Source organism: Ochrobactrum sp. RH2CCR150 (assembly GCA_014138095.1).
In the GTDB taxonomy this organism is placed as follows: domain Bacteria; phylum Pseudomonadota; class Alphaproteobacteria; order Rhizobiales; family Rhizobiaceae; genus Brucella; species Brucella gambitense.
Genome location: JACGXE010000004.1, coordinates 236,546 through 255,419, shown reverse-complemented (window position 1 = coordinate 255,419; position 18,874 = coordinate 236,546). Strand labels below are relative to the sequence as shown.

Sequence of the window (18,874 nt, the reverse complement as noted above, 5' to 3'; positions counted from 1 at the left end):
GAATACCATCAAGTCGTTGAGTGATTGCGGCCGCACTTTTTCTCAGGGTGGTGTCGTTCGGGCGCGACGTCCGAGAAGTCCGTGATTTCGCCTACGCTGCCTGCAACGGCCTTGCGACGCGCCATACCAAGGGCACTAGGACGAGCGCAACGGCCGGCATGACGATCCAGTTAATTGTTTCCCATCCGGAGCTTTGAAGCAGGGATCCCGAGAAGAACGAGGCGCAGGCGACTGTTCCGAAGACGAGAAAGTCATTCGCGCCTTGCACCTTGCTTCGTTCTGCAGGGGTGTGGCAGTCGCCGACCATTGACGTCGCGCCGATGAAGCCGAAGTTCCAGCCGACACCAAGAAGGACAAGCGAGACCCAGAAGTGGGCGATATCGATGCCGGAAAGCGCCACCGCCGCCGACAGCCCGATCAGGAGAAGTCCCACTGCCGCCACACGCTCCTTCCCGAAACGCACCATCAGCCTGCCGGTGATGAAGGAAGGCCCATACATGGCGAGGATATGCCATTGGATCCCGAGCGCAGCCTGATCGATGGAGTGACCATGGCCGACCATCGCAACGGGCGAGGCCGTCATAACAAATGTCATCAGCCCGTAAGAGACGACCCCTGTGGCAATTGCCAGCAGATATCTGCGCGATGTAAGGATCTGTAGGAGCGGGCGTTCGCCAGCGCCTCCTGCCGTCTTCGACTGGATAGAAGAGGCCGTTCGCAGGTTCCAGAGGACGGGGAAGGCAAGGGCTGCAAGCATCGCCTGGCTGATGAAGCTTCCGGCAAAGGCCGTTCCGGGCACGGCATCCCGTGTCCAGATCACGAGTTGCGGACCTATGATCGCAGCGATCAATCCACCGACCATGACGCGAGCGATCGCTTTTTGTCCGTCTGCGCTGGACATATTGTCGGCCGCTGCGAAGCGATAGCTTTGGACATAGGACGAGTAGAAGCCCGCCATGCAGGTTCCGAGGCAGAACACGAAGAAGCTCGACAGGATGATACCGATCGCTGCAATCAGGCCTGAGATCATGCCGATCGAGGTTCCGAACAGATATCCACTCCGGCGGCCATAGCGACGCATGACATAGGCCGCCGGAAGTGTTCCGAGCGCCAGGCCGAGGTTCAGGAGGCTGACAGGGAGGGTAATCAATCCCGGATCGGGCGAGAGCTGCTGTCCGACCAGGCCTCCGAGCGAGATGACAATAGGCGCGTTGGCTCCGCCGAAAGCCTGAGCCACAGTCAGGATCCATCCGTTTCGCTTGCCCGCGGTCGTATCGACAGGTGCATTCTGTGCGATGTTCATTTTGCTTCCAATCTCGTGAGGATTTCTGCGACCGCCTGCTTTGCGGCCACCACGGCGCCAGCCAGATAACCGGGTTCGGAAGGACTGGTCTCGCTTCCGGCCATCACCAGCCGCTCCTCCCATGGGCCCGTAACCCACCGTTGGGTTCCAGGTATTGGGTGATCGGCACCGATCTGGTCGATTGCCGTAGCCGTGAACGAGTCGGTCGCCCAGTCCTTCAGGATGGTTGCCCGCGGCTTCAGCGCTTGTGGCCCGAACAGCCTTCCCAACTGTTCGATGCAAGCCTGCTTCAGAATGTGTTCCCCAACCGACGCCCTCTGGTCGGAACCGATTCCGAGGAAGCCGAACAAGGCTGCCTTTCCCGAATTCGTCGTCGCATCGTGGATCTCGACCATCGGACCAACCATGCTCTGGCTGTTCCGGTGAGTCCGTCCTTCCGCCAGAAGGCATCCTCATAGATGGCGAAGAACTTGGCGTGTGGTGCCATCCATGTCGGCGTACTCCTCCAGCGAGTGACGATTGCCGGATCCTGTGCCGGCTCGAACTTGACGTTTGCTCCGAAAAGACGTGGTGGAAGCGCGGCAACCACCTGCTCGGCGCTGAGAACCTCGCTTTCGCCTTCCGATGTCTGGACTGTCAGCTCGACGACACCGTCCTTCAGGGTCATGGCCGTAACCGTCGTTCCGAGCAATAGGCGGTCTGGGGGAAGGTGATCCGCTAGCGCGCGTATGGCCGCTCCAGTGCCTCCTGCGAGCCGCATTGACTGCTGGTTCTCGTAGGCCGGTGAAAAACGTTGCGGTCGTTCGCGCGACATGCGCTCGAATACGACATCGCCGGTGCTGTGCTGGATGAACGATCCAAGACCAAGGTCATTGACGAGCTCCGCCATCGCTGGTTGCATCTCCGGCCAGAACCAGGACGGGCCGAGATCGAAGCCATCGTCCATGGGCGTGCCATCCTCGCCCACGGTCAGAATACGCCCGCCGATGCGGCCACGCGCTTCGGCGAGGATGACATCGACGCCGGCGGCATGAAGAGCCTGCGCGGTGTAGAGACCGGACAGACCGCCCCCGATCACCGCAACCTTGCATTTTCTCATCGGCTCGTATCCTCGGATACCGGAGCATCGAACGGGCAGACATCATCATGAAGGAGCGGTGCCGACTTGTACCAGATGCGAGCGCCGTTCGGCCCGGCGGTGGCATGCAGATACTGTCCAGCTGGAAGCCGCAGCCAGCTCCAGCGGTTGAGCGTGTCGTCACCTTCCTTGAAACTGCCGTCCAGAACCAGAAGCTCGAGTCCATTTGGATTGGAAACCACGACGGTCGCATCGGCTTGCCAGTCTTCCATCATGACAAGTTCGTCCGCTCCCTCGAAAAGGACGCGCGTGTCCGCAACCCCGTCTCGAGGTCGGAGAGCATGCGCTTCGCCCGGACGCTGGACGATCCGTTCACGGTCGCTCGCCTTGAACTGCCAGAGCTTCACCAGAATGGTGCAGCCACCGTCGCTCTTCGGAGCATGACCTGTGCCTGGCGGATTGCGGACATAGGTGCCGACCGGGAAGTAGCCGCTCTCATCCTGAAATATCCCGTCGAGAACCAGAAATTCTTCGCCGCCTGGATGACCGTGACGCGAGAAACTACTTCCCGCCGCGTAACGGACGATGGACGTCGCGCGCGCCTTCTCCTCGCCAATCCTGAACAGCATACGTCGGTCGACGCCTTTCATTGGGCTTGGAACCCATTCGGTGTCGCCGGCGTGGACAAGCGTTCTCTTCGAAAAGTCTTCATTCAAAAGCATGATCAGAGCTCCGCCCTTCCACCATCGACGACAATCTCCGCTCCGAGCATGTAGCTCGAAGCGTCGCTAGCAAGGAACAGGACCGCTGCCGCGATCTCACCCGGCGTGCCCATGCGCCCGACCGGCACCTGTGCGCCGACCCACTCTGCATAGGCGCGAAACTCCTCTTCGGTCTGGTTGTTTCCCCGATGGATAGGCGTTTCAATGGAGCCAGGGCTGACGGCATTCACCCTGATCCGGCGTTCGAGAAGCTCTGCGGACATCGTTCGCGCGAAGGAGCGAACCGCTGCTTTGGATGCGGACAGGATCGCTCGACCTGGAGTGCCCACCTGGTTCAGCCACGAGGTATTCAGGATGATGGAGCTGCCTTCGCGCAGCAGCGGGAGCACGGCCTGGACCGTAAAGAAGACGCCCTTCACGTTCGCGTCCATGATCGTGTAATAGGTAGCTTCCTCGGTGTTCGCCAATGGCGTCCCCATTGCGACGCCCGCATTGGCGAACACGATGTCCAGCGTACCGAGTTTTTCTTCGACCTCTGTCCTCATTCGGACAAGGTCGGCGAGTGAAGTGACATCTGCAACGACAGTGACAACGTCATTTCCAAGTTCGTCGGCCGCCTTTTCAAGCTTGGCTGCCGAACGTCCCACGATCGCCACGCGCGCGCCGTTTTCTTTGAACCGATGGGCTGCAGCAAGCCCGATTCCGCTCGAACCACCAGTTATCAGGGCTGTTTTTCCTGCAAGCGTCATTCTTTATTCCTCATCGTCGATCCTCCACATTTGGATTGATGCTGTTGCATTGACGAGGAAAACAAACCATATCGATAAGAAAGAAAATCTTTGTTGGTGATGAGATGCGCGACCTGACCAGACTGAAATCGCTCCAAGCCTTGGAAGCGTCCGCGCGCCACGGAAGCTTCGTTGGTGCAGCAGTCGAACTCGACGTCACACCACCAGCAGTAGGTCAACTCGTTCGCTCATTGGAAGATTGGGTCGGCTATCCTCTGTTCAAGAGAAGCAGATCGGGTACGGAGCGCTTGGCCCCTGTCGATGAGGTCAAAGAAGCCCTCGACGATATCGCTCAAGGGCTTGACCTCCTTGAAGCCGGTCTGCGCAAGCTGCGCGGTCGCAAGGCGCGTTCGGTCGTCGTCGTGACGGCGTCCCAGGCCCTGGTCGCCAACTGGCTCCTTGCCCGCCTGGAAGACTTCTCCGCGAAATGGCCGAATGTCGACGTTCGGCTGGACGTTTCCGATCGAGTGATCGATCTGGCTCAGGGTGAGGCGGACATCGGCATCCGATGTGGGCTGGGCAACTGGAAGGGAGTCAAGTCGACATATCTCATGGGCGAGGAAATCATCGCAGTCTGCCACAACAGGCTGCTGTCTGGCAGTCAGGAGGTTACCGCCGGCTGGATCGCGGAACAGACACTCATCCACGACGGCACGCCTCATCCGGGCGGGGACTTTCCGAATTGGAGCGAATGGCTGACACGTGCGGGCGCGAACCATGTTCCCGACGACCGTGGATTGAAGATCAACTCAACGGCTGCGGTCATCAATGCGGCGGTCGCAGCCCGCGGGGTGGCGTTGGTGCGCAAGGCTCTGGTAGCACAGGAGATTGACGGAGGCCGTCTGGTCCACCTCATGCCCGACATTCGCTGGCCCGTCAAATGGGCCTACTATGTCGTCGCATCGCCTAAAGCCCTGCGACGATATGAAGTCAATGCGTTTCACGACTGGCTTTCCACCCTTAACTGATGTGGCAACGCATGGCAGCTATATCTGCTGCGAGCTCCGAAACCGGAATTTCCGCTCCGGGCCTCATGCTAGACCTTAGCGGCAAAAACTCTGACGTCCGCTTTCGGTGCTGGGTGTCCCAGTAGCGGACAGTCGGCCATCGGCCCCATTCCGGTCGTTAGAATCCGATGACTTGACGGGCAATCATTTGGATCGCTGTCAGGATTGAAGTGGGCAATGGCCCAGAGCATTAATCTCGTCATCAGACGTGCGATTTTGCAACCGACGGGAAAGGACCGCTGGCAAGTTACGATCAGTCAAAATAAAACTTGACTTTAATAATCCAGATTTTATTCAAATGTTGTGTGTCTTCGTCTGGTTACTGCGGATATTGGGTTTTTTGTTGATGGCTGATCGCAAAACCGATCAAATTGAAATGCTTTACAGGACGGAACTCCAACGTCTGGAACGCATTGCGACGCGCAGAATAGGTGCGCCAAATGCTTCGGATGTCGTGCATGACGTGTTCACTCGTATTTGGGAAAGAACGAAAGAACATATTGTCCTTACACCTGCTTATTTGAGCCAATGCGTGCGGAATGCGACGATTGATTTGATCCGGATTGAAAACCGGCACAAGAAGCTACCGGAAATGTTGACGGAAGAGCAATATGAAGCTCCGATTGCGACACCTGAGCAGATCGTCATTGCAGCCGATGACCTTCGACAAATCGACCGAGCTATCCGATCGCTACCTGTACGGGCACGACATATTTTCCTTCTCAATCGTATTCATGGCTGTTCATACGAGGAAATTGCGGAAGCTTTGAATGTTTCCTACAGCACTGTTGAAAGAGATGTAGCAAAATCAGTTCTGGCTTGCCGAAATGCTGCCGAGCAAAAAACAAGCTAGGGTCAGGTCGCTCGCTAATCGTTATATAAGCGAGAGAGCTCGTTTTCGCCTGCTATCTAATATGTGTGGGATTTCCAGTGACCAAGGAAAAAGACCTAAAAGTGCCCGATCAGGCCAAAGCGGAGAAGGAGGCTATAGCCTGGTTTACGCGCATGAACGGCAATCCTTCCCACGCCGATAAGCGGAACTTTCAAGCATGGCAGCGGCTTCATGAGCGAAATGCGGATGCTTATCATTCAATAAGCGTTCTGTGGTCATCGAGTGCCATGCCCGGTTCCGATATCGCGCGGGAAGAAACGTCGGCGCTTGCGGCTCACTTGGCTCGTATTGAAGAAATACGCACGCGGAAAAAAAACCGTGGCAAAACTGCTACCGGAGCATTGGCTTTCCTGCTTGTTTTTTGTGGCGGATGGGTCTGGCTGAACAAGCCCAACTTGATTCAGGACATTAGTGCAGATTACGTCACTGCGCGTGGTGAAACGCGTCAGATTTCACTTAATGACGGCTCGTCGATTTTGCTTGATGCTGATACGGCGATTGATGTTCAGCTCGATGATGACATACGTCATATAACACTTTTGCGCGGTGCAGCATTCTTTGAAGTCAAACCTTCGAGTGTTCCCTTCATCGTTGAAGCTGCGAACGGAAGATCACGCGTTCTTGGGACGGCATTTGACGTTGCGATGAATAATGAAGGCGTCGAAGTCGCGCTTCAGCATGGTAGCTTGCAAGTAGAGATCGAAAGTTTGACTGGTCGAGTAGTTCTTAAACCCGGGGAATCGGTTAAATATACCAATACTGGCCTTGCAATGCCACATAATATTGATCTTGGAGATGCTCTATCCTGGCATGAAGGTCGTTTTGTGTTCAATAATACACCTTTGAAAGAAGTGCTGCAGAAGATCGAGCGTTATAGAAATGGTCGAATTGTTCTTGTCGATTCAGCCTTGGGCGAACGCCGCATAAGCGGCAGCTTTTCGCTGAGGGATACAAACGCGGCGTTGTCCTCATTGCAAGCTTCGGTCGGCTTTAACATACATAAGTTGAGCGAACGGCTTGTTCTGATCGGGCCATAATAGGCGCGTTCGCCAAAAGAAGATAAAATAATTCATCTTTTTATGAGGGTGCTTTGTCATCCCGACCGTTAACGCCATTGAGAGGGCGAAACGTTGACGCCCTTCACCAGAATGGACACGGGAAGGGCACATCCATGAACACCAGGACCAAGCCGCACAGGTTCGCGTTGCTACTTGCAACAACCATGCTTTCGGTTATGGGATGCGCGGCATTGTCGTTTAACGCAGCATATGCGCAGGCAGATGTAGAAAAGCTGCATGACTTCAAGATTCCAGCAAAACCGGTCCGGCAGGCTCTTAACGATATCGGTCGCATTTCCGGTGTTGCAATTGTGTTCAACGAAACAGCCTCTGCTTCGAAGACTGCTAGTGCCGTTCAAGGAAGTATGTCCACAGCACAAGCAATAGATTCTGCGCTTTCAGGAACTGGTCTCGTCTGGCATTTCACGAACTCAAATACAGTGACGATTGCAGACGCTTCTGTCTCATCGTCGGGCATTGTAACTGCGCCCGGCGGTGCGACTGTTTTGAATACAATTACGGTTCAAGGTGCGGGTGCAACAACCGAAGGCTCCGGCTCGTACACCGCAGACGCTGTGACGATAACAAAGGGTGAACAGGACATCCGCCATATACCTCAATCTGTTTCAGTTGTGACGCGCAAGCAGATGGATGATCGCAACGTCATTACGGTTGACGATGCGTTGGAAGAAGCACCCGGTATAGCGCTCTATGATAGTCCAATGGGCGCCAGATATGTCTTTTCACGTGGATTTATGGTGGATACCTACCAGTATGATGGTGTGAACAGGTCGCTCTATTATCCACAAGCTAACAGCTTTTCAGAAGATATGGCGGCTTATGATCGAGTCGAAGTACTTCGTGGCGCAACCGGGTTGCTGCAAGGTGCAGGAAATCCTGGCGCGGCAGTCAATATGGTCAGAAAGCGTCCGCTCGATCAAAAAAAACTGACCATTACGCAGCAGATCAGCTCCGATCAGAATTATAATACGGAAATCGATGCAACAGGCCCTTTGAACACTAGTGGTAGCTTACGTGGTCGCATTGTCGGCTCGTTTAATGATCGCGAATATTTCACAGACCTGGCGCACAGCCGAAATCTCTTTCTTTACGGGATAATGGAAGCTGATCTTTCCGAGAATACGACGATTGGCTTTGGTGGAAGCTACAAGCGCAAGACCTCAACGCCATGCTTCCATGGGCTGCCTATGTATTCGGATGGTTCCGATATCGGGCTTGCGCGTGACACGTGTCTCGGCCAGAGCTGGAACCGTTGGGATACCGATCAGATTTCCCTGTTTGCAGACGTTTCGCATGAATTTAACGATCGCTGGAAGTGGAAAACTTCAGTCAGCTACTGGAATGAAAAGCATGACGTGAAGTACGAGTTTTCTGAGGGGGCAATCGATCCGGTCACGCTGTCTGGGTCCACCATGTATGCCGGCCTTTTTGACATGGAAACTTTGAACGTAGCGCTCGATTCCTATGTTGATGGCAAATATGATCTGTTTGGCCGCACGCATTCAGTTACGTTTGGCGCCAGTATCAATAATCTGATCAGTGACAATGATTACTCATTGGCCCGCCTAGGTATCAGCCAAAATGTTTTCGATCCGGTTAGAATTCCCGAAATCGCGGATACCTGGTTGGAAGAAAACCGCTTCCGTGGAGCCAAATACAGGGCAAAACTTCGTCAGGAAGGTATCTATGGGTTAACCCGAGTGAGCGTTGCGGATCCGCTCACGGTGATATTTGGTGGTCGCGTCAGCTGGTACAAGATGACGTCGCGTTACCGTGATACCGGGGAGGATTTTGTCAGTCCATATAGCGAGAACGGTGTCTTCACGCCCTATGGGGGCATCGTTTATGATCTGAGTAAGGATTGGTCCATCTACGCAAGCTATACAAGCATCTTCAAACCTCAAGATGAAGTAACAGCTGACGGTGATCCGCTGAAGCCGATCGAAGGCGCAAACTATGAGATGGGCATAAAGGGCAGCCTCTTGGATGGCGCTCTTAATACGTCATTTGCTCTGTTTCGTATCGATAATAAAAATCGTGCCGAGTTCGATGCCGACAACTATCCGTGTGCGACAGGCATGTGGGGCGAATGTTATGTTGCCAGTGGAAAGGTCCGCAGTCAGGGCTTCGAGGTCGAGGCCAACGGTGAATTGTTCCCCAATTTCCAGCTCGCCGCAAGCTATACTTACGCCCACACAGAGTATCTTGAGGGAGAGAACGATATCAGTCAGTCATTCGCGACTTATAATCCCGAGCATATCGTCAAAATATGGGGTGATTATCAATTCACCGAGAAGCTTGAAGGGTTGAGCGTTGGTACGGGAGTTCGTTACCAGACAGAAAGCAGCCGCAAGACCAGAGATGTAACTGTTTCTCAGCCGGCTTATGCAGTTTGGTCTGCGCGGATCGGATATAAGATCAACGATCACTTCTCGGCGGCGTTGAATGTCGATAACATTTTCGACAAAAAATATTATCAAACGGTGAGTGCGCCTGGATGGGGCAACTTCTACGGTGAACCACGCTCTTATACGCTGAGCTTGAAAGCGACGTTTTAGGTCTATGGCGATGCGACACAGAAAGGTTGATCAGGGAAGGCGCGCATTCGTCTTTTCAGCTTTGCTGGCCATGACGCCATTTGGCGCGGCGGCCAATGCTGCTTCTGGCAATTTCAACGCATTCCCTGTCACGATCTCTCATAATTTCGGTAAAACGATAATCGGCGCCCCGCCCCAACGCATTGTAACGCTTGGGTGGGGTGGCGAAGACGCTCTGATTGCACTTGGAACCATCCCAGTTGGCATGCCGCGCTACGAGCAGTTTGCAAACGGAATATTGCCTTGGGTGGATGAAAAGCTTGGTGCGACCAAGCCGATGCTTTTGTCGCAAAGTGAAATCGACTTCGAGGCTATTGCGCTTCTGAAGCCGGATGCGATCCTTGCAGTACGGACCAATATCGATGGCAAGGATTGGCGCCGACTCAACGCAATAGCTCCAACAATCGCCTATAGATCGGGTCCGCTTCAGGCCAATTGGCAAGAAATTACCCTGCTGGCAGGCGAGTGTGTAGGGAAACCGGAACTTGCGCGAGCGCTTGTAGAGCAGACGAAATCCCGTCTTCATGCCTTATATGCCGATCATTCCGTGCTGATGAACCGGAGCTTTGTCTTTGGCTCGTATTTCCAGGGAAGAAGTGCGCTCGGGGTTTATTTTCCCGACGATCTGCGTGTGGCCACCTTGATGGAATTGGGGTTACAAGTTCCATCTGAAGTCGTGAAACTGGCAGCAGAGCATCCTGGTCAGATAGGCACGTCTGTCAGTTTTGAACAACTGGATTCTATCGAAACCGATCTGCTTATCGTCTGGTTTCCTCCCGGTGCAAAGGAGGATGCAGAGGGTCAGCCACTATTCCGTTCATACGCTCCTGTGGTGGGGGGAGGGTTTGTTGCTTTAGACGATCCCGTCTCGATCTGGGTCACATCCAACCCCAGTGTTCTATCTATCCCATATGGCTACCCGGACTTTGTCTCGCGACTGGCTGCTGCGGCATCTAAGGTCAGTACCAAGGAATCAATGCCGTGACGCTCGACTATTTTTCCGCCACGGTGAAACATAGAGAAGCCATCACGCCGTCCATGGTCCGGGTTGTGCTTGAAGGGGCTGACCTTCATCGTTTCCAAAGCACAGGTCGTCCGGATGAGTTTATCTGGTTGTCGTTCCCCGCAGCCGATCATGGCGAGGAAATGGGTCGCTATTATACTGTCCGCCGTTGGGATGCTATACATAGAGAGATTACGATCGATTTTGTGATACATGAAATCGGTATTGCTACTAATTGGGCTCAAAGGGTTCTTGAGGGCGATCAGATTAAGTTGCTTCCACCGCGTTTCCGCTTCAATCCACCATCGGACACCCAGTTTATCTTACTAATAGCCGATATAACCGGTCTGCCAGCTGTCGGACGAATTTTGGAACAGTTACCGGCAGGGTTCAAAGCGATTGTGCATGTGGCGGTGCCGTTTGACGCCGACAGGCAAATTATCGCAACAACTGCGGATGTTTGTATCAATTGGTATTTTTGGCGAGGGCCGAAGCACAATCGCTCTCTTTATACGGAACTGCCGCGTATAGCCGAAAGCATCACGAGCCTGCCCGCAGGGCCGGGATATGTCTGGATTGCGGGTGAAGCGATGGCCGTTTCAAAAAGTCGCAAATATTTTCGGGATGAGTTCGGTTTCGAAAAGGACCAAATCACAGCGGTTGGTTACTGGATCGAAGGGCAGGCGCGGGTTTGAGTGTTATTGTTTCGCCTCACGACGATAAGGAAGGAAGCGGATTTGCAAACGGCAACACCCGGCGCCTGACCGGCCTGCTCCTGGGCCTCGCGTTGCTGGTGGCTATTTCGATCGCAAACCTTCTGTTCGGGGCAAGACCCGTGAAGATATCGACGGCGATTGACGCCATTTTTGCATATGATAGTGGTCTGGTGGAGCACATCGTCATCCATGATTACCGTCTGCCACGTACCTTGCTCGGTATTCTCTGCGGTGCCGCTTTTGGCGTTTCGGGTGCATTGATCCAAGCGGCAACGCGCAATCCGCTGGCCGATCCGGGAATATTGGGCGTCAATGCTGGTGCTGCCTTTTTCGTGACGCTGGCGGTCGGGCTGTTGGGCTTCCACTCGATTGATGCCTATTTGTGGTTCGCCTTTTTGGGTGCCATCCTTGTGACGCTTGCCGTTTACGTACTGGGGGCAATGGGCCGTGACGGTGCTACACCCGTTCGACTTGTGCTTTCTGGGGTCGCCCTTTCTGCCGTTCTCGGCGGTATCGGTGCCGCGATCACACTGCTTGATCCCCAAGCCTTCGATTCCATGCGTTTCTGGTCGATCGGATCCGTTGCCGGAAGAAACATGGATATTGTGGCAACGGCTGCTCCTTTTATCGCTGCTGGACTGGTGCTTGCGTTGCTGACGGCTCGGTCCCTTAACGCTGTAGCGCTCGGCGATGATCTGGCTCGTTCGCTAGGAGCCAACATCCTCCGCGCCCGGATGCTGACGCTCATCGCTGTCACGCTTCTGGCCGGGGCCGGAACTGCTGCCGCTGGCCCAATCGGCTTCGTCGGTCTTATGGTGCCGCATGTGGTGCGTTGGATTGTTGGGCCAGATCAGCGCTGGATCATTCCGCTGACGATGATCTACGCACCGGTACTGCTGCTTTCCGCCGACATTGCCGGACGTCTGGTGTTGTTTCCAGGCGAACTGGAAGCAGGCATCGTCACAGCCTTCATCGGTGCGCCTGTCCTGATCCTATTGGCACGGCGCAGACAAGCGAGCGGCCTATGAGAACCACTGTGTCATCTGATATCGACTTCGGTCGTTCCATGTACGTTATGCGGAGATTTGGGGGGCGTCTGTCGACCCGATTCGACAAGTTCTCGATATTCACCGGTCTTGTGCTTGCAGTTCTCGCGCTCGGCATTGCTGGTTTCTCACTGGCGAGCGGCAGTTACCCGATTGCTTTGGTTGACGTGTTGGGTGCTCTCGCCGGTCATGGCGATGATCAGGTGCGCATGATCGTGGTGGAATGGCGCCTGCCACGTGTTGCCCTCGCCTTCCTGCTCGGCAGCGCACTGGCCATGAGCGGCGCGATCTTCCAGTCGCTGACGCGCAATCCGCTTGGAAGTCCAGATATCATAGGCTTCTCGGCAGGCTCCTATACTGGCGCGCTCGTGGTTATTCTGCTGCTGTCTGGCGGTTATTACGAGACCGCTGCCGGTGCACTGATCGGGGGCATCATCACGGCGATGGCCGTTTATCTGCTGGCCTGGCGGCGCGGCGTGCAGGGTTTTCGGCTGATTGTGGTCGGGATTGGTGTGGCGGCAATGCTTTCAGCCTTCAACGCGTGGATGATCCGCGAGGCGGACCTTCAGGGGGCAATGAGCGCCGCCATATGGGGCGCAGGATCACTCAATGGTCTCGGCTTCGAGCAACTTGTTCCTGTCGCCATCGTGCTTTGCATGGTGGTGCCACTGGTATTGCTATTATCGCGCCCGATGCGACAGCTTGAGATGGGCGACGATGCGGCGAGGGCCTCCGGTGTCAACGCCAATCGCATACGGCTTCTCCTGATGGTGCTCGGCACGATGCTGACAGCCATCGTGACAGCGGCGGCAGGACCGATTTCCTTTATCGCGCTGGCCGCGCCCCAGATTGCACGGCGGCTGACCCGCTCGGCTGGTGTCACGCTCATTCCCTCCGCATTGACAGGCGGCCTGCTTCTGCTTGCCGCCGATTGGGCCGCGCAGCACGCATTCGACGTTCAGCTTCCCGTCGGCGTCATGACGGTCAGTATCGGCGGTCTCTATTTCATCTGGCTATTGATACGGGAGGGCCACAAGTGAGCAACTCCCAATTTAGACTTGGTCGCCTTCATGCCGACAATGTGACGCTGCGCTATGACGAGCGGACGATCTCGCGTAATCTTTCGGTCGCCGTGCCCGACGGCTCCTTCACCGTGATCGTCGGCTCGAATGCCTGCGGCAAGTCTACACTATTGCGTGCCCTGTCGCGGTTGTTAGTTCCCTCGGCCGGACAGGTCATCCTTGATGGCAAAAGCATCACCGATATTCCGGCAAAGGAAACCGCGCGGCGGCTGGGTCTGCTTCCGCAAAGCTCGGTTGCGCCGGAAGGCATCACCGTTGCCGATCTGGTCGCGCGCGGCCGCTATCCGCATCAGTCCTTCTTCCGGCAATGGTCGAAGGCCGACGAAGAAGCCGTCATCACCGCGATGGAGGTGACCCGCATCGCGGACCTGTCCGGCCGTCTCGTGGACGAACTGTCCGGTGGCCAGAGGCAAAGGGTGTGGATTGCCATGGTTCTGGCGCAGGAAACCCCGATCCTGTTGCTGGATGAACCAACGACCTTCCTCGACATTGCCCATCAGATCGAGCTCATGGACCTTTTGTCCGATCTCAACGGCGAAGGTCGTACCGTTGTCGCCGTGCTGCACGATCTCAACCATGCCTGCCGGTATGCCTCCCACCTGATAGCCATGAAGGATGGCGCCATCATTGCCCAGGGAACGCCAGCTACGATCATTACCGAAAGGCTTGTCAGCGACGTGTTCGGCCTGTCATCCATGATCATCGAGGATCCTATATCAAATACGCCTCTTGTAGTTCCTAGAGGGAAAACATTTATATAGGTGTTCGCTTAAGACCAAACCTAACACGCGTTACCAATCAACAATTCTGACTGGCAATCTGCACACTTCCCAATGACAGGGTCAGCGTGTCGGTCTGATCTTAGTCGGCTGGACAAGATATAGCGCGCCCAACCTCGATATCGGTCTCGATTTCAGCTTCGCTTGAGCGGCAATGTTTATTCGCTCAGGTGATGGGCGAAGGTGTCGCCGGTATAGTCGGTTCGGAGAAGGCCCGCTTCGCTCAACCTTGGCATTAGCTCGTCAAGTGCGAGATGCATGGATGTGGTTGAACCGCCGGGGGCGGTGATGAAACCATCGATAGCACCGGCATCAGACCATTTCTGGATTGCGCCGACAGCGTCATCGACGGTGCCGATGATCTGCCAATGGGCAGCACTGATCACTTCCGGCCTGCGTAACAGGTCTTCAAGGCTGAGCGTCTCTTTCTGCAAAAGGCGCTGCAGCAAACCCGCATGGGTTTTACTGCGTACTTTTTCCGGCGGCGGAGGCAGGTCCGAGGGGCGGATCAGGCGATCTTCGGGCCAGTCGGTAAGATCAAGGCCGGTCATATCCCGAATATAGGCAATCTTGCGCGTGCGGTCGCCGCGCGCGTGGGTATAGGAAAAAAGCTCTTCCGCCTCTTTGCGCGTTGGTGCGAGATAGTGGCTGAGGCCCGGAAGCAGACGGACATCGTCGGCATTCCGGCCGTGAGATTGTGCGAGAGAACGCAGGTCATTGCGAAGATTAATCGCGGCATCGATATCGGGCGTTGCCGAGAAAATCGCATCGGCGACTGACGCTGCAAAATTGCGCCCGGCTGGTGAAGCACCCGCCTGAACGAGCGGGATCGGAACATTCTCCAGTGAAGGAATATTGAGCGGGCCTTTGACTTTAAACGAAGCGCCCTCATGATTGATTGGTTGGATACGTGCTGTGTCGGCATAGTTTCCGCTGGTTCGGTCCCGTTTGAGAGCGGCGCCGGGGAAGCTTTGCCAGAGCGCTTGCACGACATCGGTAAACTCTGCTGCCCGTGCATAGCGCTCGTCAGATGTCGGCATTTCATCGAGACCGAAATTCACGTTGCCATCAAGGGCCGTGACGATGTTCCACCCCGCACGCCCCCTGCTTAAGTGATGCAATGACAGAACCTGCCGTGCGACTGCATAGGGCGGCATGAAGGTGGTCGAAATCGTGGTGAGCAGACCGATTCTGGACGTTTCGCGCGCAAGCGTTGCCATCAGCAACGTGGCATCCAGGCTTGCAAACCCGGGCGTGGTTTCCATGATCTGGCTGTTGAGAAACAGATTGTCGGGACGAAACACGAAGTCGAGCTTTGCAGCCTCCGCGCGCCGCGCGATGTCGACGTAAAAGTCCGAGCCGAAGACCCCTTCAATATCGCTATTGTCGTGGCGCCAGCCATCGTTGCTAAGCCAGGTGGGAGCAAGCGACATGCCGATGTGGAGCGTTTTGCGAGGTGTCATGACAAAATCCGGTCAGTTATTCAGTAGAAAACCGCGAGCCGAAAGCTCGCGATTTGATTCATCGATGCAAATTGTCAGAAGCTGCCCTTGATGCCGATGCCGAAAGTGCGTGGCATTGTCATGCTAGCCTGTGTCGTTGCTCCGCTTAGACCGCGCGTTGCTTGCTTGGATGTTGGTACACGTTCGTTGAAGATATTCTTCACAAATCCGTAGAGCTGGAATTTTTCGTTAAAGTCGTAGCTCACGCGCGCGTTGGCGATTGTGTAAGCATCAATCCAATAGGATGGGGTGTTCGCGACATCGGAATAGTAGCTGTCGATGTAGCGCACATCACCGAAAACATTGAGTTTTTCGGTTACATTCCAACTTGCGCCGAAGTTCAGCATATAGCCCGGTGACTTGGCGAACTCGTTATCTGCATAATCAGGGTTGCTCGAAATCTCATCGATTGTCGTGCGCATGATTCCGGCCCCCGCCTTGAGGGTCAGATTATCGAGGATCTGATAATCGGCGCCGAGTTCAAGCCCATAGGCATGTGCCTTTTCCGCGTTGATCGTATATGACTGTGTGATACCGGGAGAAATGACAACCGGAATATTATACTGGGCATTCTTGAAGTCCATGTAGAACACGTTGCCGTTTATAACGAGCTTGTTGTCCAGGAACTCCGCGCGGGTGAACAATTCGTAGTTCCACAGAGTTTCCTCATCGAACTTGTTCCATTTGCTCGTCGCAGGGTTGGCTGTGTTCATATAAAGCGAAACACCGCCGGGATTATAACCGCGACTGATAAGACCACCGACTGTAAGGTCAGGGGTGATGGCATAGGCCAGCGATACTTTAGGTAAGAAGGCCGAGAAGGATTCATCGAAATTAATCGCGTCGAGCGCATAGACCGAGACGCCATCGCGTTGAATTTTGTCGTGCTGGAAGCGTGCGCTTCCAGTCAATGTCCATTGCTCATTCATACGCCAGCTTAGTTCACCAAACAGGCCAACATTCGTTTTCTTATCGTCAAACGTCGAGATATAGTTGTTAACGGCGACCTTATTGGCCGCGTTCACCATATCGAGTAGCTCGTCGGTCTTCGTATGGGCGAAATAAACACCGGCGACACCGCTCAGGACATCCTCCTGATCTCCAAAAGTGAGGCGTGTTTCATTCGAAATATTGGTTTGGTCGATATTGGCATCACCATTATGCGCGATTCCGACTCTGCGCTCGACCGCTGAATCTGAGAACTGTGTCTGGTTGTGGAGTTTGAAGCCGTTATCGAATTCGTAGCTGATATCCAGGATGCCGGTATTGGTACGCTGATCCCACGACGGCAAGGTGGCGCCACTGTAATCGAGATCATAGTAAAACGGCGTGGCCGCTTCATAGGTTGGGCGATTGCTCTTGTTGAACGAGTAGGTGAGCTTTGCCTCAAGCCCCGGGATTTCAGCAGGCTGCCAGAGCAGCTTCGAGCGAATGTTCAGCGATTGGAAATCCTGATCGGTGCCGGAAGAGTAGAAGCCCGGATTGACATAATCGATGAAGGTGTCGCGACCCGAATAATCAATTGCCAGACGGCCCGCGAGCTCATCCTTATAGAGCGGGCTATTCAGCATGATAGAAGTTCGCTTGGATTTATAGCTGCCGATCTCGACCTGATATGCGCCTTCCTGCTCAAAAGTCGGATCTTTGGTATTGACCACGATTGCACCGGCAATCGCATTCGCGCCCTGAGATGTGGTCTGCGGCCCGCGGAAAACCTCGATGCTGTCGAGATCCCAGATCGAGGTGGAGCCGAAGATGAACTCGTTATAATTCAAGTAATGACCATCAAGATTGATCGTTGCGCGGGGGACGGTGCCCGAGAAGAAGGCTGTCGCACCATTGTTTGGTCCCTGCGTGTCCTGACCACGAATGACCGGTGCGCCAACAGTGTCGGTATACACAACGTTGGGTGTTCCGCGAACAGCTTCCGATACGGAGGTGTCACCAGTTTTTTCCTTGTCGATTTCCTTTGCCGTAATCACGGTCACGGATGAGGCGGTGTTCTTGATATCACGCGCAACTTTTTCGCCGGTGATGACGAGTGTGTCGAGCACCAGTCCTTTGGAGCTTCCTGATGCATCCGCATCTTGCGCGAAGGCTGATGAACTTGAAACCGCTGCCAGCGTCAATGCGCTGACGCCATAGAAAAAGCTGCGGGAGGAGAGGGTAATCATGGTTCGCCTCAAAACATGAGTGTGTAAGTCATGTTCTGTTATTCTGGCTAAGGGTATTCCGCAATAAGGAATGCATACCGCAATACAGTATGAATGCAAGCTTGTTGGACATGTTGCCAAATCGCAACATGTTCTGGGGTGGGATGGCCTGCGCGGCATTGTGCGACGAGGACTTTGTCGGCTTAGCTATCTGGAAAGGCATGACTTTACTGACCCATCGGGCTAAAGAAAGGGGTGAATCTATGGGAGGCAGGACAATTGGAAGATCAGGATCAATCCACAGGTGAGGAAATGGAAGTCGTTAGCGACAAACGTTCCGGTACGATTCAGTCTGTTTCAATTGCTGCCCGATTTCTGAAGATTCTTGCCAATGCCGAGAATGAGCTGCCTTTGGGGGAGGTCGCAAAACGTGCTGGAACCGGTGGCTCGACAGCGCATCGCTATTTGCAAAGCCTTGTAAAAGAAGGGCTTGCCAAGCAGGACGCGGTCAGTGGCTTTTATGATCTTGGCCCAACGGCACTGAGCATTGGCATCGGCGCGCTTCGGCGGGTCGATGCGGTGGAAATTGCTGCACAACACATGAAAGCTCTATCGCAAAGTCATGCAATGAGTGGGGGTGTGGCGATCTGGACTGACCGAGGGCCTACACTGGTTCGCTGGTATCGCAGCGCCTATTTTTCCGTGAATCCGCTGGCACTTGGAGATACCTTGCCGATCGACAATACAGCCTGCGGCCATATTTTTCAGTCCTATCTTCCAAAGGCCACGGTTGACGCAGCGCGCAAGGTGCAGCCTGCGCATTTTCGCGGAACGCCACCGTCCAAAGCCCTGCTTGAAAAGGTGCGCGAGGATCGCTGGTCCGAGATGACCAGCCATCTTTTGTCGAATGTAACGGGTCAGGCTTCGCCTGTGCTCGATGCCCAGGGAGAGATTGTCTGTGTGATGACAACGGTTGCCGATCTCGGCCAGTTGCGTACGGATGAGGAACGTCGTGCGCTTTTCCATGAAGCTTGTATTGTCAATGAATCAACCGGTGGCCTCATCGTCGATACCAAGCTGGAAATGCCGAAAAGCTAGAGCGCATCCCGAAAGCCGGGGCCGGTTTT

General features: G+C 54.7%; 15 protein-coding genes and 1 pseudogene. 10 read left to right on the top strand and 6 right to left on the bottom strand.

Annotated elements, in window-relative coordinates; all coding sequences use genetic code 11:
* Nucleotides 1–91 precede the first annotated feature (91 nt).
* From FHW03_RS11035 to FHW03_RS11020, 4 genes and pseudogenes are all read right to left on the bottom strand, one after another.
* Nucleotides 92–1,303, bottom strand: a complete 1,212-nt coding sequence (locus FHW03_RS11035) for an MFS transporter (protein WP_182520665.1) — start codon at nt 1,301–1,303, stop codon at nt 92–94.
* Nucleotides 1,300–2,402, bottom strand: a pseudogene (locus FHW03_RS11030) (flavin monoamine oxidase family protein). The gene FHW03_RS11035 and the pseudogene FHW03_RS11030 overlap by 4 nt, the downstream one beginning before the upstream one ends.
* Nucleotides 2,399–3,103, bottom strand: coding sequence for a cupin domain-containing protein (locus FHW03_RS11025; RefSeq protein ID WP_182520664.1), 705 nt, complete (start codon nt 3,101–3,103; stop codon nt 2,399–2,401). The pseudogene FHW03_RS11030 and the gene FHW03_RS11025 overlap by 4 nt, the downstream one beginning before the upstream one ends.
* 2 nt (nt 3,104–3,105) lie before the next feature.
* Entirely contained in the window at nt 3,106–3,852 is a 747-nt protein-coding gene (locus FHW03_RS11020) for an SDR family oxidoreductase (protein WP_182520663.1), read from the bottom strand.
* 104 nt (nt 3,853–3,956) lie between these two features.
* Here FHW03_RS11020 and FHW03_RS11015 point away from each other — a divergent pair, with 104 nt between their 5' ends.
* The 9 genes from FHW03_RS11015 to FHW03_RS10975 all read left to right on the top strand — a co-directional run bounded on the left by FHW03_RS11015 (nt 3,957) and on the right by FHW03_RS10975 (nt 14,074).
* Entirely contained in the window at nt 3,957–4,859 is a 903-nt protein-coding gene (locus FHW03_RS11015; RefSeq protein ID WP_182520662.1) for a LysR substrate-binding domain-containing protein, read from the top strand.
* Between the two features lie 385 nt (nt 4,860–5,244).
* Nucleotides 5,245–5,751: a sigma-70 family RNA polymerase sigma factor gene (locus FHW03_RS11010; RefSeq protein WP_182520661.1), complete on the top strand. Its 507-nt coding sequence runs from the start codon at nt 5,245–5,247 to the stop codon at nt 5,749–5,751.
* A 77-nt stretch (nt 5,752–5,828) separates the two neighbouring features.
* Nucleotides 5,829–6,827 (top strand): FecR family protein, encoded by a 999-nt coding sequence (locus tag FHW03_RS11005; RefSeq protein WP_182520660.1) that lies wholly within the window; start codon nt 5,829–5,831, stop codon nt 6,825–6,827.
* A gap of 134 nt (nt 6,828–6,961) precedes the next feature.
* On the top strand, nt 6,962–9,427 hold the full coding sequence (locus FHW03_RS11000; protein ID WP_182520659.1) for a TonB-dependent receptor: 2,466 nt from the start codon (nt 6,962–6,964) through the stop codon (nt 9,425–9,427).
* Between the two features lie 10 nt (nt 9,428–9,437).
* Nucleotides 9,438–10,451 (top strand): ABC transporter substrate-binding protein, encoded by a 1,014-nt coding sequence (locus tag FHW03_RS10995; protein ID WP_182520658.1) that lies wholly within the window; start codon nt 9,438–9,440, stop codon nt 10,449–10,451.
* On the top strand, nt 10,448–11,164 hold the full coding sequence (locus tag FHW03_RS10990; RefSeq protein WP_377514606.1) for a siderophore-interacting protein: 717 nt from the start codon (nt 10,448–10,450) through the stop codon (nt 11,162–11,164). Before FHW03_RS10995 ends, FHW03_RS10990 begins: the two co-directional genes overlap by 4 nt.
* Nucleotides 11,161–12,213 carry an iron chelate uptake ABC transporter family permease subunit gene (locus FHW03_RS10985; RefSeq protein WP_182520657.1) on the top strand — a complete coding sequence of 351 codons (1,053 nt, stop codon included), beginning with the start codon at nt 11,161–11,163 and terminating at the stop codon, nt 12,211–12,213. Before FHW03_RS10990 ends, FHW03_RS10985 begins: the two co-directional genes overlap by 4 nt.
* Nucleotides 12,214–12,221: 8 nt before the next feature.
* Nucleotides 12,222–13,271 (top strand): FecCD family ABC transporter permease, encoded by a 1,050-nt coding sequence (locus tag FHW03_RS10980; protein ID WP_377514604.1) that lies wholly within the window; start codon nt 12,222–12,224, stop codon nt 13,269–13,271.
* Nucleotides 13,268–14,074 carry an ABC transporter ATP-binding protein gene (locus tag FHW03_RS10975; protein WP_182520655.1) on the top strand — a complete coding sequence of 269 codons (807 nt, stop codon included), beginning with the start codon at nt 13,268–13,270 and terminating at the stop codon, nt 14,072–14,074. The genes FHW03_RS10980 and FHW03_RS10975 overlap by 4 nt, the downstream gene beginning before the upstream one ends.
* A gap of 176 nt (nt 14,075–14,250) precedes the next feature.
* Here the strand turns inward: FHW03_RS10975 and FHW03_RS10970 are convergent, their stop codons facing one another.
* Both FHW03_RS10970 and FHW03_RS10965 read right to left on the bottom strand, forming a co-directional pair.
* A complete protein-coding gene (locus tag FHW03_RS10970; RefSeq protein WP_182520654.1) occupies nt 14,251–15,555 on the bottom strand; it encodes an NtaA/DmoA family FMN-dependent monooxygenase in 1,305 nt (434 codons plus the stop codon).
* A 74-nt stretch (nt 15,556–15,629) separates the two neighbouring features.
* Nucleotides 15,630–17,768, bottom strand: a complete 2,139-nt coding sequence (locus FHW03_RS10965; protein WP_182520845.1) for a TonB-dependent receptor — start codon at nt 17,766–17,768, stop codon at nt 15,630–15,632.
* 291 nt (nt 17,769–18,059) lie between these two features.
* On the opposite strand from FHW03_RS10965, the gene FHW03_RS10960 reads away from it, so the two are divergent.
* Nucleotides 18,060–18,845: an IclR family transcriptional regulator gene (locus FHW03_RS10960; RefSeq protein ID WP_182520844.1), complete on the top strand. Its 786-nt coding sequence runs from the start codon at nt 18,060–18,062 to the stop codon at nt 18,843–18,845.
* Nucleotides 18,846–18,874 lie beyond the last annotated feature (29 nt).